General features: G+C 53.8%; 14 protein-coding genes. 5 read left to right on the top strand and 9 right to left on the bottom strand.

The genetic code is table 11. The features are described 5' to 3' along the window. Nucleotides 1–5: 5 nt before the first annotated feature. The 5 genes from ACMV5I_RS12215 to ACMV5I_RS12195 form a co-directional block, all read right to left on the bottom strand. On the bottom strand, nt 6–1,133 hold the full coding sequence (locus tag ACMV5I_RS12215; RefSeq protein ID WP_414824461.1) for a fimbrial protein: 1,128 nt from the start codon (nt 1,131–1,133) through the stop codon (nt 6–8). Continuing rightward, nucleotides 1,130–3,682, bottom strand: coding sequence for a fimbria/pilus outer membrane usher protein (locus ACMV5I_RS12210; RefSeq protein ID WP_414824459.1), 2,553 nt, complete (start codon nt 3,680–3,682; stop codon nt 1,130–1,132). The genes ACMV5I_RS12215 and ACMV5I_RS12210 overlap by 4 nt, the downstream gene beginning before the upstream one ends. Continuing rightward, on the bottom strand, nt 3,648–4,418 hold the full coding sequence (locus ACMV5I_RS12205) for a molecular chaperone (RefSeq protein WP_202672943.1): 771 nt from the start codon (nt 4,416–4,418) through the stop codon (nt 3,648–3,650). The genes ACMV5I_RS12210 and ACMV5I_RS12205 overlap by 35 nt, the downstream gene beginning before the upstream one ends. Nucleotides 4,419–4,470: 52 nt before the next feature. Further along, nucleotides 4,471–5,016 (bottom strand): fimbrial protein, encoded by a 546-nt coding sequence (locus ACMV5I_RS12200; protein ID WP_414824457.1) that lies wholly within the window; start codon nt 5,014–5,016, stop codon nt 4,471–4,473. A gap of 463 nt (nt 5,017–5,479) precedes the next feature. Further along, nucleotides 5,480–6,382: a winged helix-turn-helix domain-containing protein gene (locus ACMV5I_RS12195; RefSeq protein WP_414824456.1), complete on the bottom strand. Its 903-nt coding sequence runs from the start codon at nt 6,380–6,382 to the stop codon at nt 5,480–5,482. Between the two features lie 213 nt (nt 6,383–6,595). Here ACMV5I_RS12195 and ACMV5I_RS12190 point away from each other — a divergent pair, with 213 nt between their 5' ends. Both ACMV5I_RS12190 and ypdK read left to right on the top strand, forming a co-directional pair. After that, nucleotides 6,596–7,042, top strand: a complete 447-nt coding sequence (locus ACMV5I_RS12190) for a hypothetical protein (RefSeq protein WP_261169690.1) — start codon at nt 6,596–6,598, stop codon at nt 7,040–7,042. A gap of 524 nt (nt 7,043–7,566) precedes the next feature. Further along, complete coding sequence (gene ypdK / locus ACMV5I_RS12185) at nt 7,567–7,641, top strand: membrane protein YpdK (protein ID WP_099782600.1); 75 nt, start codon at nt 7,567–7,569, stop codon at nt 7,639–7,641. Nucleotides 7,642–7,709: 68 nt separating this feature from the next. On the opposite strand, the gene ACMV5I_RS12180 is transcribed toward ypdK, so the two are convergent. From ACMV5I_RS12180 to ACMV5I_RS12170, 3 genes are all read right to left on the bottom strand, one after another. Next, a complete protein-coding gene (locus ACMV5I_RS12180; RefSeq protein WP_202672946.1) occupies nt 7,710–8,234 on the bottom strand; it encodes a cytochrome b in 525 nt (174 codons plus the stop codon). A gap of 309 nt (nt 8,235–8,543) precedes the next feature. Further along, entirely contained in the window at nt 8,544–9,758 is a 1,215-nt protein-coding gene (gene alaC / locus ACMV5I_RS12175) for an alanine transaminase (protein WP_414824455.1), read from the bottom strand. Between the two features lie 119 nt (nt 9,759–9,877). Continuing rightward, complete coding sequence (locus ACMV5I_RS12170; protein WP_024486109.1) at nt 9,878–10,420, bottom strand: GNAT family N-acetyltransferase; 543 nt, start codon at nt 10,418–10,420, stop codon at nt 9,878–9,880. Between the two features lie 169 nt (nt 10,421–10,589). Between ACMV5I_RS12170 and ACMV5I_RS12165 the strand changes: the two genes are divergently transcribed. The 3 genes from ACMV5I_RS12165 (at nt 10,590) to ACMV5I_RS12155 (ending at nt 14,366) form a co-directional block, all read left to right on the top strand. After that, nucleotides 10,590–11,834 carry a DUF1479 domain-containing protein gene (locus ACMV5I_RS12165; protein ID WP_121607443.1) on the top strand — a complete coding sequence of 415 codons (1,245 nt, stop codon included), beginning with the start codon at nt 10,590–10,592 and terminating at the stop codon, nt 11,832–11,834. 109 nt (nt 11,835–11,943) lie between these two features. Continuing rightward, a complete protein-coding gene (locus ACMV5I_RS12160) occupies nt 11,944–13,635 on the top strand; it encodes a sensor histidine kinase (protein WP_237735610.1) in 1,692 nt (563 codons plus the stop codon). Next, on the top strand, nt 13,632–14,366 hold the full coding sequence (locus ACMV5I_RS12155) for a LytR/AlgR family response regulator transcription factor (protein ID WP_021807023.1): 735 nt from the start codon (nt 13,632–13,634) through the stop codon (nt 14,364–14,366). Before ACMV5I_RS12160 ends, ACMV5I_RS12155 begins: the two co-directional genes overlap by 4 nt. On the opposite strand, the gene ACMV5I_RS12150 is transcribed toward ACMV5I_RS12155, so the two are convergent. Then, the gene (locus ACMV5I_RS12150; RefSeq protein ID WP_414824454.1) at nt 14,367–14,681 is read right to left on the bottom strand and encodes a DUF2502 domain-containing protein; all 315 of its coding nucleotides are present in this window, start codon (nt 14,679–14,681) and stop codon (nt 14,367–14,369) included. Nucleotides 14,682–14,761: the final 80 nt, after the last annotated feature.

Here is a 14,761-nt window from a genome sequence, read left to right as displayed (position 1 = left end):
TCACCCTACTTATAATTGAGCGTAAAAGTGATTGCGGTGTTGGCCGTACCTGCGGTTACCGCATTACCCACCTGGAACAAGCCAGCCTGCATGGGAACCCGATAGTTGGCCTTGGCCGAACTATTATAGTTATCCAGCAGATAAATAGTGCCAAACGTCACCGGCAGGTTGTTGCCACGCAGTAACTGTATCCCGACACCGCCAGCGCTTGAGGTAGCATTCGGTGCCACTACACCATTGGCAGCATCCAGCACCTGAGTCGTGGCGGCAAAACTGTAACCAATGCTGGCCAAGCCAGCCGGGCATTGGTTGAACGCCAGCTCAAAGGCTTTACGCCCTGCCACCGAACCCACGCCGTTGAACTGACCGACGCTGGCCTCCGGCAGATCGACATTCACATTCGGAGTGGTGCAGGTGCCGCCACTGGCGATAGTGCCGCCGCTTTTGAACTGGGCAATCATGTAGGTGAGATCGCCCGGCAGAGCAATGCCGTTATACGTCTCCAAATGCCGCAGATAAATTGGATCAAACAAGGGAATTGCGCCAGCGGTCAGGCCAGTGGTCGTTTTCACAAACCGCACCTGAGCATCAACGCCCAAATAGAAGCGGTTACCGCTGTAGTTGACGGTAATGGTCTCAGGATGGGTCTGCTGCCCACCCGTGCCAATGGTCAACGGCTGCCAGTTGGTGGTTTTACCATTCAGGGTATAACGCCAACGGACGATATACCCCAGACCGGCTTTTACCGTGGTGTTATACAGCATGTAAGTTTGCCCATCGACCACGATGGTATTGCGCGTAGTGTAAGGCGGGTAACCCTGTACGCTAAACTGCACCGGCTGCTGGTAGGCGCTATTGGGGGTGCAGTTCCAGGCAGTGGAGTTGTAAGAGTTGATCCAAGGCCCCAGCACGTCACCCACGGCGCTGTCTTTGCCAATCTCAATGGTGGCCGTGTCGAAAAACTGATAATAACCACTGTTACGCGCGCAACTGACCGCAAGCCCTTCGGCACTGGCCGCTCCGCCGTAGCCAAAGATCAGCAATAAGCCAAGAAGCAAGCGCTTACCCCGTAGCCGGAACCCTGCGCCAAGCCACTGCGCGAACAAACGGGCCAAAGTCAGTAGTTGCTTCATTGGCATATTACCTCCAGGCGGCGATAGTCCGATTCATCCCCAGGCGATACGGCGGGCAACTGATAGTTAAACCGGCAACTTTCTCCGGCCCCTTCCCCCCATTTCACCTCTAACTGGCCTTTAGGGTTGTTGACCCGCAGTAAGCCTTCACCAACCTGACCGATATACCCCACGCTACGCTGTTGTTCGTCGGACACGTTTGCGCCAAAGGGCAACGGATTACCAGCAACGTCTCGGGTCGTCACCAGGATCGAGTAGCCGCTTTCGGTCTCATAACGTAACAACCCAACGGCACCGGCGGTAGGCGCGATCTTCTGGCTGGTGTATTTCAGCTCCACATCCCTGGAAAGCCCTTTCGGATCCAACTCTACGGTATTCTGACGGTAAGGGCTGAGGTAAGGGACCACCGCCTTACCGCTGTTATCCAGGCGCAGACCGCTGTAGTTGGTAATTCTGGCCCCCTTGGCGTTTTCTGCCTCAACGATTGCCGACGTTTCCCCCAGCATCGGTGTAAACACCACTCCGCCACTATAGGCAACCAGGCCACCGGACATATTGGCGCCATATTGTTGATAACCCTGGCCTGCGGAAACGCTGCCCCCAACGAAGGCATAAGGCGCGGCCCATGAGCCGTTGACGCCACCGCTAACGCTGTTGCTACCATTTTTATCATAGTCGTAGTTGGTAAAGGCGCTGTAGTTATACTGCCGGTCCTCTCCTAGGCTACCGGACAGCGAGTTCTGCAATCCCTGACGATCCTTTTGCTGGGTATAGCTGCTGGTCAGGTTAGGCGCACGCGAGCTGGAGCCCAGTGGGATCGACAGGGTCAGCATGGCTTTGTTATCCCAGTTTCCGGTTGCCAGGTTGCGTGTCCGTGCGAAGTTAACCCCATAATTCAGCTTGTTATAGTGATTGTTGTAGCTAAGTTGATATTCGCGGTCGGTCTGGTCATGATCCCAATAATCCTGCACGTTGGCATTCAACGCGACAGTCCCAAACCCCTCCGGCAACGACTGGCTGGCGTTAATCTGGAAACGATTACGTCGTTTCCAGCTGTTATAGTCAGCAAAGCCGCTATCATTACTGTCGCGATCGCGCAGCAACATGGCGTCATCTACGTTGTAATACCCAGAACTGGAATAGCGGTAGCTGGCCAGCGTGATGTTGGTATCCACCACAGGCAAAATTTTCGCATAGGTGAGCCGTACGCTCTGCCCCTGCTCGTTAGGACGGTTATCAAACTGCGTTTGTGCCTGGGTAATATCCGCCGACAGCGCGCCAAAATCGGTATTGAATGCCAGACCGCCCGAGGCGGCCGCATAACCATCGGCACCGATCACGCCGGTATAACCCGTCAGCAGATTAGTGAAACCATGCCTCAAGGTGCCCACCGCAATGGCAGGTTCCTCGCTCACCGAGTTATTGCGATATTTCCCCGCCATCAGTGAATAGTGAGTTACACCTGGCCGTAGCAGCTCGGCTATTGAAGCATAGGTGACGGTAAAGCTGCGTTCGGTGCCGTCGGCTTCGGTCACCGTGACCAGCAGATCGCCACCGCTGCCGGTAGGATAGAGATCGTCAATAACAAACGGCCCCGGCGGTACGGTGGTTTCATAAATCTGGCTGCCACGCTGGCTGACACGCACCAGCGCGTTGGTATTGGCGATACCGCGCACCACCGGAGCAAAGCCACGTTGGGAATCGCTGTACATACGATCGTCCGAGCTGATCTGAGCGCCAATGAACCCAATGCTGTCAAAGACTTGGCCGTCGGTGGTCGATTGCCCCAGCACCATCCGGCTACGCCAGCCAACCAAAGGCCGCTCCAGATAGGTTTCATTGCTTTGATAGCGAAAACCCTCGTCATCATTCCAATTGGCCGACGCCCGGTAACGCAGACGCCACACGTCCCAATTTAATCCGCCACGCAACCCCAGAAATTGGGTGGTTTGAGAAGATGAGTCGGAATGATCGGAACGGTAGGCGTTGTAGTCATATTGCAGGGTCGCCGCCGTGATGCCGTTATCCCACAACTCAGGGCTGACATAACCACGGGCTTCATGCTGCAGCAAAGACTGCGGCGCACGCACATCCAACCGTTGGCCACCGCTATCAAAATTGCCCTCCACGCCAGGCACCAGTTCACCCAGCGCAATACACTGTTCCCCTTGCTGCAAGCGCGACAACACCGCCTTGTCCAGTTTATCCAAGGCAATGTCGAACAGGCTTAACAGTTTCAGATCGTAGCAAGGCTGAGCGATGCTGCTTTGCGGTGAAGCCAGGGAAAAGTTGACGTCCTGCCGCCCTTTCCATTGGTCGTTAAGATAGAGATCGATGCGGTGAATGCCGGGAGCAACCGGGTTACCGCTGGAGAACTGGCTGACATCGACGGACGAACGCAGAAAAGACTCGTTGAACTCAATAGCCTCGGTTTCATCCGCATAAGCCAATGCCAAGGGAGCCAGTAAAATGGCTCCCGCAATGTAAATCTGGTTGAGAAAAGAGGGCCGCCAATCAAGACTTACCACTGCCCGCCAACGTCCGCTCATTTTTGTTATCCCCACCGAAATCATCAATCAGGCTGTAAAACGCTTTTAAGCCTGCTGACGGTGCCGATTTCATTCCTTGAATTTTCATCACCAACTCGCCAAAGGGTGCCACCATCCTTTCCTGCGTTTTTCCCAGATCTCCCAGTACCGGCGCGCCTTTGGCGCTACGAATTTCAATCTGGCGGAAAGTAAGGTAATAAGGCGATGGGTTCTTGGCGACGATTTCATAACCCGCAGCCCCTTTGCGTAAGCTCAGATCCAGCTTTTCGTAAGCCTGAGCCGGGGTCATTGGCAGGTTATCCGGCCGATAGAACAGTTTGATGCGGGTGCGGAAAGAGAACTGCATCAGGTTGTCACCCGCGGCTATTTTTTGGGAAGCCTTGGGTGGGATCTCTAACACATTGAGCCAGAACAGTGATTCACGGTTACCCGGCAATCCGCCGCCGGTACGTGCAATACGCAACGCCTGCCCTTTACCCGGATCGATACGGGCGACCGGTGGTGTCAGGGTAAAAGGCACCTTGACGGTGTCGGGTTTGGATTTAACATCCCCGTTATCGATCCAGGACTGGATCAACACCGGGCTAGTCCCTTGGTTACGCAGTTGGGTAATCGCTTCACCGCTGTTTTCGTTATAAATAATGCGTGTGGCGTTGATGATCACTCCAGCATCAGCGGCAACTGTCCATGTCAGCGCCAAACTAAAGGCGGAAACGGTAAATAGAGTTCTTAACATGGCGCTGTCCTCTGAAGGGGATGAGGCTGCCCCCATCCCACGGCTGGATGTCTTACAGGTAGATGATGGTGTAATCCACCTGGGTATTAACCGTACCTGGCGTGACCGTCCCGTTCGCATAGTATTGCGCGTAATAATTCATTACGCCGCCGCCGGAGCTGATATCAACGGCCAAATCGCCTTGGCTATGTGCGTTACCCGCCATGATGCTGCCCAAATTGGCGTTCAGCAGTTGAACCTGGACGTTGGTCGCCGTGCCCGATGCCGAGTTGTTCAGGCGACCGGTGCTCTGTTCAACATAAGCACCCGCTTCAAAGAAGGTGCTGGCAGTATTAAGTGTAGCCCCCGCACAGTTGGTCAGTGCGATGCTGAAAGGTGTTGCCCCTGCGGTTGCCCCAACGGCTGGTAGCGCAGAGATGGAAATGGTCGGCAACGTTACCGTGGCGTCTTTAGACTGGTTGTTGACCGAAATATCGCAGGTAGTGTCGGTAATGGTACCGTTGATGGTAATGGTGCCGTCAGCAGCCATCGCAGAGCTCGCAAAAGTCATACCGATAACAGCGGCCAGCAGGGTAGTTTTGGTGTTGTAAAATTTCATAATGATCCTAATCCGTTACAAGATAACTGTAGTTAACCAAGCACATTGCCGATTGGTGCGCCCGAGAATCTTTACTGTCATCGGTCCGTTATTTACCATCTTGCCGTACTTGTTTGTTTCCACCGTTCTGCGACAACTTCGCAGGTTCCGTGGTGAGCGTCATCAGCCAGTTACTTAAGAACAATCCTAACCACCCGTTGACGAGAAAAATCTTAACCCGCAATCGGTATAAAAGAATCATTAACCATTAACTCGTAATTATTTAGATTTTAAATCCAAATTTAATGTTTTTTACAGCCATTTTAATGAACAAAACTCTGCATGGTCTCTTTGTTAAGCACAAAAAACTTGTTTGTTTTATGTTCAATTAATACAAAATTTAAACAACTCGGCGCATTGTCGCTCACCCCACCAAAAAGCCAGACTACTGTTACGATGATCAGGCCCATTCTTTTACTTAGCCTTACTGCAACAGCGGTAGACTGTCGTTCTCTAGCCCTGAGCAAAACTCTATTTTGTGCTCACGTACGATGGTACAGCGCACAAAAAACAGGCGGCTCACGCCAGAAATAAAAGAACGAACCTGGTTGCTGCGTACCACTAACAGGTATTCATCTGCCCGGCATTCGGCTTTTCGTTGCTCAACATAGGACAGCATGTCCTGATTCAGACTAGAGTTGGGGACACCTGACTGCGTGGATGTCGACATAAATACCTTGCAACTCCCTGCCTTGCCAAGAAACACCTCCTGTCTGGCCAGTGAATTGGTGGCGTACATCGTAGATGCGATCCCCAGTACAAAGACCAAACCAGCAACCGTAGCGATCAGACCCCAACCAAGACGTTTTTTATTGGCAGGAGTGGCAATCTCTTCGCTTGTCGGCAGATCGAACTCACCGTCTGCCCCGGAAACGGAAGCAACATCATCATCTGTCTCGGCTTCGTCTTGCAGCCCGCTCTCTACTGGCACATGGCTCTCATCACCCACCGTCTGTGCAGGGATTAGTGGGGTAAAATGCCCATCGTCTTCCTGGCTGATTTCAACCTGGATCTCGCGGCGTAACATGAACCCTATCTTCGGCACTGTGGCAATCACCTCATCATCGATCCCCATCACCTTAAGCACCCGGCGCAACTTGCTCACGCATTGATTAAGGTTGTTATTGCTGGAGATCATGCCGTAGTCGTCCCACACCTTTTTGAAAATCACCTCCCGTTCCACGGGTTTGCCATAATTGGCGATCAGTAATAGCAAAAGACGTTTGGCAGGATTGGAAATAGAAGTGGGCTCGTCGGAAAAGTCGCTTGGACCCAACGTTCCGCTATCACCATCAAACAGCACACGATCGTTAAATCTGTATTTCATGTTAATCCGCAGTATCGTTGGGCTTATAGGATAATACTGGCATAAGTTCCTAATAAAACATCAGTCGCCGTCCAAAAAAGATACGGCGCAACAATGTGTTCAGCTTGGCGGCCTACGCAGCGATTATCTACGTGCTTTAAGGACGCCAATCTCTGGCATTGTTGTCGCCAACCGGTCACAATGCGGCTCACTTCCCCCCAAGCAGGAAATATGATGCCTTGCCACTACCCCGCCCATTACGCCTTCGATAGCGAAAGCGATGCCTGGCAAATTACCCTACGCGATTTCCCCGAGCAGCAAGCCGCCTGCTACAAACGTGAGGACGTCGAACTGGAGGCGCAGGAAAGCCTGCTGACGGCTATCGCCATTGAAATGGAAGAAGGGCGCCCGGTGCCTGCGGCCTCCGCATTGCAGAGCGGTGACATCGCACTGCATTTGCCGGTGCTGGTGAAATTAAAGCTGGAACTGCATAACCGCATGTTAAGCAGCAACACCTCAAAAGCGCTGCTGGCCCGCCAGATGGGGTTTAACGGCGCACAGATCGAACGGTTGCTGGATGTGGCCTATGCCTCGAAGGTTGAGGCCCTTGAGCAAGCCCTGTTTCTGCTGGGCTACGAAGTGCATACCACGGTAGTGGCGATCCACCAGCCCTCAGAATAAATAGTTTGCCCAGAGAGTAAATTTTTACCGTTTTGCGCCGATAGGGTTATTAAACAACCACCGATTGCAAAGTGAAGGCTAAAAATGGAACTCAACCGTCGTCATGTCTGGGCCGCTATCCTGCTTTCTTGTCTGGTCTTCTGGGCGATCCTGATCGCCAGCGTCAGTGCCGTGGCCTGATGCCTTGTAACAAACTGTTACTTCGGGCATTTATCAACCATTACACCTCGAAGGGGTGTGCATGCTGCACCCGGTTCAACGCCCTGGCAGGGTAAAAAACCGGCAAAAAGTGTGATCAAAAACACAGTATTGAAATGGGTAGGATTTTGGGAGTACATTAGCGCCGATCCTGTTGTGATTCCTGGATAACCTCAAGGAACTTGAATCGCAACGACCGGTAAATCGTAGCTCAGGACGTTGTTCCTTCTGATTGAAGAACCCGCCGCCCGCCGCTGATTTGCCACAAAATACTCAGACAACAATCGGGATCGTTGGTTTGCGAGGACTCCACAAGGAGTTGTTACGTGAAATACTTTTTGATGGGCGTTTCATTCATGCTGGTTGCATGGGTAGGCACCTTCATGCTGATGGTTGCCTAACAGCAATCTCACCAGGTACTTAGACAAAGGGGCGCTTCTGCGCCCCTTTGTTGTTTCTGCACCGCGAACTATTTGCCGGGCATCATCCGGCGCAGGGTGTCGTCACCCCGCACATAGTGATGATAAATCGCGGCCAAGGCATGGATGCCGATGATGAAATATCCCGTATTTGCCAAGGTTTCGTGCACCATTTTCAGCGTGCGGCGTATGCCCGCATCGGGCGTGACCCACTGCGGCACCTGCCAGCCCAGCAGCATCCACTGTTTGCCACCATAGGCCAACGTCAAGAAGCCCAAGATCGGCAACGATAAAAATAGCAGATACAGCACCCAATGGAGCATTTTCGCCCCTAGCGCCTGTAATTCCGGCAAGGCCGGAGTGATCGGCGGCGTTGGATGCCGGTGGCGTAGCCCAAGGCGGATAAACATCAGCACAAACACCGACAGGCCAAAGTTAAAGTGCAGATCCTTCACCAATGCCGCGCTGTCATCCGGCACAGAGTCCTTCAGCAATATGGCACTGTAAGTCAGGATCACCATCACCAGCGTCAGCCAGTGCAGGAGGATTTGTGATTTTGCAAAACGAACGCTCATAGAGACTCCCACTATATTCGGTATTGGCAGAGCATAGCGGATAACAACTGAAGAGAACCTTAAGTAGAAGAAAAATCATGATTATGGGCACTTAACACGCCCCTCACCCTAACCCTCTCCCACAGGGAGAGGGGACCGATCGAGTGTGTTTGAAATTGTAGTGACTCACCTTGGATGAGAGACAATCGAGCTTGCTGAGATTATCGCTTTACTTCCAAACGAGCAGGGACTGTCAGCTCCCTCTCCCTGTGGGAGAGGGTCGGGGTGAGGGGTAACAGCGGCTGCCGGGTCTCAGGCAACAACGCGATGCTATTTGGTCGCTGGCTTGATTAACCCATCGGCACGGAACATCGCCTTGATACCGCGCACCGCCTGGCGGATACGATCCTGGTTTTCAATCAAGGCAAAACGCACATGGGTATCGCCGTAATCGCCAAAGCCGATCCCTGGGGATACGCACACTTTAGCCTCCGCCAACAGACGCTTGGCGAACTCCAGCGACCCCAGATGCGCGTAAGGCTCAGGAATTTTTGCCCACACATACATCGAGGCTTTCGGGTTTTCCACCATCCAGCCGGCTTCGTGCAACCCTTTCACCAGCACGTTACGGCGCTGGCGATACTGCTCGGCAATATCCAACACGCACTGCTGATCGCCTTCCAATGCGGCGATAGCAGCCACCTGCAGCGGCGTAAAGGTGCCGTAGTCGTGGTAGCTTTTAATACGTGCCAATGCACTAACCAGCTCAGGGTTACCCACCATAAAGCCAATCCGCCAGCCAGCCATATTATAGCTTTTCGATAGGGTGAAGAATTCTACCGCAATGTCTTTGGCTCCTGGCACCTGCATGATCGAAGGCGCTTTCCAGCCGTCATAGACGATATCGGCGTAGGCCAGATCGTGGATCACCAGCACGTCATACTGCTTCGCCAGCGCCACTACCCGTTCAAAGAAATCCAGTTCTACACACTGCGCCGTCGGGTTGGACGGGAAGCCCAGGATCATCATTTTTGGCCGCGGAATGGTTTCACGAATGGCGCGCTCCAGCTCACCAAAGAAATCCACGCCGTCCACCAGCGGCACGGAACGCACCTGCGCACCGGCGATCACCGCGCCATAAATATGGATCGGGTAACTTGGATTCGGCACCAGCACCGTATCCCCATGATCAAGCGTTGCCAACATCAGGTGTGCCAGGCCCTCTTTCGAGCCGATAGTCACAATGGCTTCGCTCTCGGGATCGATATCGACCTGATAGCGTTCCTGATACCAGTGCGAAATAGCACGACGCAGGCGCGGAATACCACGTGAGGTTGAGTAGCCATGCGTATCGTCACGCTGGGCTACGGTGCAGAGTTTCTCTACGATATGCGGTGGCGTTGGGCCGTCCGGGTTACCCATGCTGAAATCGATAATATCTTCCCCGCGACGGCGCGCGGCCATCTTCAGTTCAGAGGTGATATTAAACACATAAGGGGGCAGGCGTTCGATGCGCGTGAAACGGCGCGAGTTGTTATCAGACATAGTTACCTCGAAGAGACGTTAGCGCCCGGACCATCCGAGCGACGCTGGCCACAGAATGGCCGAACATCGAACATAACTCAGCCTTGTCAGGCTGTCGAGTCCCCCGCATAACAATTTTTTTACCGGTTGGCAGCCGCAAATTCCGTCGCCAACAGCCCCAACCGCCAGTCATTACACCACCGGCCCGCCAGGCGGAAATTGTCACGCAGCGTCCCTTCCAGTTGAAAACCGCAGCTCTCCAACAGACCCCGTGAGGCTAAATTCCCCTCTGTCACCGTGGCATACACTTTGTGAAAACCGCAAGCATTGAAGGCAAAGTCCAAGATCACTGGCAGCGACTCTTTGCCATAACCTTTCCCTTGCCCTTCCGGCAGGCTGCCAAAGCCCACTTCGGCCTGCTGGCAAGGGGACCACTCAGGGCGGAACCCGGTCATTCCCACCGCTTGACCGCTGCTTTTTTCTCTCATCACCAGACATAGCCAGCGATCGCAATGCTTATCCCATGCGGGCAAGCGTGCTTCGAAACGTTCGCGGATCTCGTGTTCCGGCAGCGGATCGGCAATGTAACGGATCACCTGGGGATCCTGGAATAGACGTAGGAATAACGGCCAGTCATCCGCCGTTAGCGATGTCAGCAGCAAGCGAGGTGTTTCCAATTTCATCAGGTAAATCTCCGAAAAACGAAAAAGAGGAAGTTACGAATGAAAGATATCCCTTTATTTCCCCCTATTAAATCCAGATAATCATTAACCAGGTTACAACAAAACAGCAACTTTATAACGCTACCCTACCACCACCATCCTCGCCCACCGGCGGGCCAAGGAGAACACCATGGCTTCATTACTCATCGATGATATCCCTGCCGCAATAAAAAGCGTCAAGCAGCAGTTACGCCAGGCTCTACCCAACTATCGCGAAGTCTTCCTGGAACTGGAAGACAATATTCGCCAGCAGGTGGAGCAAATCCGTCAGGAACTGGCCAACGGCCAGGACCCGGTGCCGCAGGTGGACGCCGAGGATATTCTGCAACAACGCGTTACCGAACAACAAATTGCCCTGATTAAACAGCGCGGCGTGTGCGCCATTCGCGGCGTATTCCCACGCAGCAAAGCCGAGGCCTGGAACCAGGAGATTGGCGACTATCTCGAACGCAATAACTTCGTCGAGCGGTTAAAAAATGCCGCCGAAGATAACTACTTTGGCAAACTGGCTGCCAGTAAACCACAGATCTACGGCATTTACTGGTCGAAGCCTCAGGTCGAGGCTCGTCAAGATCAGCGCATGCATGCGGTGCAGGTGTTCCTCAACAGCCTGTGGGCAACCGAAAGCAACGGCAAACAGCACTTTGACCCAACGCGTGTTGCTACCTATGCCGACCGTACCCGTCGCCGCCCGCCAAACTCCTCTTCGTTGGGCCTTTCCCCGCATGTGGATAGCGGCACCATCGAACGCTGGCTGGATGAGAATTTCCGCTATGTCTATCGTCACGTGTTCTCCGGCAACTGGCAGCAATATGATCCCTTTGCCGCCGATGGCCGTACCGAAGTGCGCGAGATCGCCTCACCGGCGGTTTGTTCCATGTTCCGCACCTTCCAGGGCTGGACAGCGCTGACACCGCAACGCACCCATGCCGGTACGCTGAACGTGGTACCGATCGCCAATGCCATGGCCTATATCCTGCTGCGTGCCCTGCAAGACGATGTGGCGGATGACGATCTGTGCGGAGCCGCCCCGGGCCGGGCGCTATCTATCTCGGAACAATGGCATCCCCTTTTATTAAGTGGGTTATCCCCTATTCCCGATCTGGAGCCGGGAGATACGGTATTCTGGCACTGTGACGTGATCCATTCGGTGGAAAACGAGCATAACGGCGAGTTCGACAGCAACGTGATGTACATCGCCGCCGCGCCGGGTTGTGAGAAGAACGATGCCTACCTGCAACGGCAGTTGCCAAGCTTCCTGTCCGGCAAAAGCCCGGTGGATTTTGCTGCGGATGATTTCGAAGTGGATTTCATTGGCCGCGCCACCGTTGAGCTGCTGACGCCGCTCGGCAAAGAGCAGTTGGGTATCAAATAGCCCTGATGACCGCGGTGTGCTCCGGCCACCGCGGTCATTGCCGCGCTGTGATATACTGTGTTCTCCCGTTTGTCGCAGTGAGCCGCCCGTTGTGCACCCTGTTTTTGAAATGTTGTTAGCGGTATTCGATCGTGCCGCCCTGATGTTGATCTGCCTGTTTTTCCTCACCCGCACTCGGCTGTTTCGCCAGCTGTTGCAAAAGGAAGATCATACTCCGCTGGAACTGGCCGCAGTCACGGCCATCTTCTCTCTGTTCGCCCTGTTCAGTACCTATTCTGGCATCAACGTCGAAGGCTCTCTGGTTAACGTACGGGTGATCGCCATCATGGCCGGGGGGATCCTGTTTGGCCCCTGGGTTGGCATCATTACCGGCATTATCGCCGGATTGCACCGCTATCTGATCGATATCGACGGTATCACCTCGGTTCCCTGCCTGATCACCAGCATTATTGCCGGGATCGGCGCCGGTTATATCAACCTGAAGGTGAAGAAAGGCCAGCGCTGGCGTGCCGGGATCTTGGGAGGCATGCTGTGCGAATCACTCACCATGCTGCTGATCGTTGCCTGGGCCAAACCCACCGAACTCGGGCTGGATATCGTGTCTAAAATTGCCCTGCCGATGATCCTCGGCACGGTGTGTATCGGCCTGATCGTGCTGCTGGTGCAAAGCGTCGAAGACGAAAAAGAGGTGATTGCGGCGCGGCAGGCCAAGCTGGCGCTGGATATCGCCCGTAAAACGCTGCCCTATTTCCGTAATATCAATAGCGAATCGCTGACCACCATTTGCGAAATTATCCGCCACGATATCAATGCCGATGCGGTCGCCATCACCGATACCCAACATGTGCTGGCCTACGTTGGCGTGGGAGCAGAGCATTACCCACTCGGGCGCGCAGGGCTGAGCCGAGTCACGCTGGAAAGCATCCAGCAGGGCAAAATCATCATCAAAAACAACCTCGAGAATCAGACAGCACCGCAGATCCATTCCCAACTGGTGATCCCGCTGTGGGAAAAGGGTGAGGTGACCGGGGCGCTGAAGATTTACTACTGCCATGCCCATCAGATCACCAATACGCTGAAGGTGATGGCAGTTGGCCTGTCGCAGATTATCTCCACCCAGATGGAAGTCTCGCGCATCGAGCATCTACGCCAAATGGCGGACAAGGCCGAAATGCGCGCGCTACAAAGCAAAATCAACCCGCATTTCCTGTTTAATGCGCTGAATGCTATCTCGTCGTCAATCCGGCTAAATCAAGATACCGCCCGCCAGTTAATCATCAACCTGTCGCGTTACCTGCGCTATAACCTGGAACTGAACGACGAACTGATCGATATCCGTAAGGAACTGCATCAGATCCAGGACTATATCGCCATCGAGCAGGCGCGCTTCGGCAATAAGCTGACGGTGATTTATGACATCGACGACGATATTGCCGTGCGCATCCCCAGCCTGCTGATCCAGCCGCTAGTGGAAAATGCCATCGTGCACGGTATTCAACCCTGTAAAGGGAAAGGCGTGGTGGTGATCGCGGTGAAAGATCGGGGCGATCGCGTCAAGATTTCGGTGAAAGATACTGGCAATGGCATCGATCCACTGGTGATCGAGCGCGTGGCGCGCAATGAAATGCCAGGGCACAATATCGGTCTGCTTAACGTACACCACCGGGTTTCCCTGCTGTACGGCGAAGGATTACGCATACGTCGGCTGGAGCCAGGAACGGAAATCGCCTTCTACGTCACCAAAAACGGCAATAAACTGCATAGCGAAAACAGCCCACAACCTGCCGGGGAACAACTATGAAAGCCATCATTGTGGAAGATGAGTTTCTCGCCCAGCAAGAGCTGACTTATCTGATTAATAAACACAGTAATATCACTATCGAAGCCACCTTTGAAGATGGCCTGGACGTGCTGAAATACCTGCAAACTCATCAGGTCGATGCCATTTTCCTCGATATCAATATTCCGTCGTTAGACGGCGTATTGCTGGCACAGAACATCAGCAAGTTTGCGCATCGTCCGTCGATCGTGTTTATCACCGCCTATAAAGAGCATGCGGTGGAGGCGTTTGAGATCGAGGCGTTCGACTACATCCTCAAGCCGTATCATGAAGCGCGTATCATCACCATGCTGCAAAAGCTGGAGGCATTGCATAACCGACCGGCGCAGACGCCGGAACCTAGCGCACCGGCGAATCGCACCAGCCACAGCATTAACCTGATCAAAGACGAGCGCATCATCGTCACGGACATCAACGACATATACTACGCCGCCGCCGATGAGAAAGTTACACGGGTATATACCCGGCGCGAAGAGTTTGTGATGCCGATGAATATCACCGAGTTTTACCAACGGCTGCCAGAAGAGTTTTTCTTCCGCTGCCACCGGTCGTATTGCGTGAATCTGTCCAAGATCCGGGAAATCGTTCCGTGGTTCAACAACACCTATATTCTGCGGCTGAGCGATCTGGATTTTGAAGTCCCGGTCAGCCGCAGCAAGGTCAAGGCGTTTCGCCAACTGATGCGGTTATAGTTACCAGCGTGGGCCTCGCGGGCCGTGATCCCGTTGGTAATAGCGTGGCGGTGGTGGTGGTGGCATGCGGTGATAACGTGGGCCATCACGCCATTCACGACGTGGGGGGCCGTAATATCCGCGTGGGCCATAATGCTCGTGCCACCAGCGCGGTTCACGCCAGCGACCACCATCCCAGTAATGGCCACGGTCATCCCGATCGCCAATATGCAGCGACATTCCAGGCACGTTGATGCCGACAGAAATATCCGCATGGCTCACCGCAGGCAGTGAAAGCGGCAACAACGCAGCCAATAACAACAGCACTTTTTTCATCAGGTCTCTCCCAGAGCATGGAACGGGTCCATTTACCGATCACAGTAGTTCCGCACCGGTACGTTCTCTATAGGAGGAAA

It is taken from the genome of Serratia sp. T13T92 (assembly GCF_047530105.1).
Taxonomy (GTDB): Bacteria; Pseudomonadota; Gammaproteobacteria; order Enterobacterales; family Enterobacteriaceae; genus Chania; species Chania fonticola.
The sequence above is the reverse complement of the archived record's forward strand: the minus strand, read 5'-3'. Positions and strand labels throughout refer to the sequence as shown.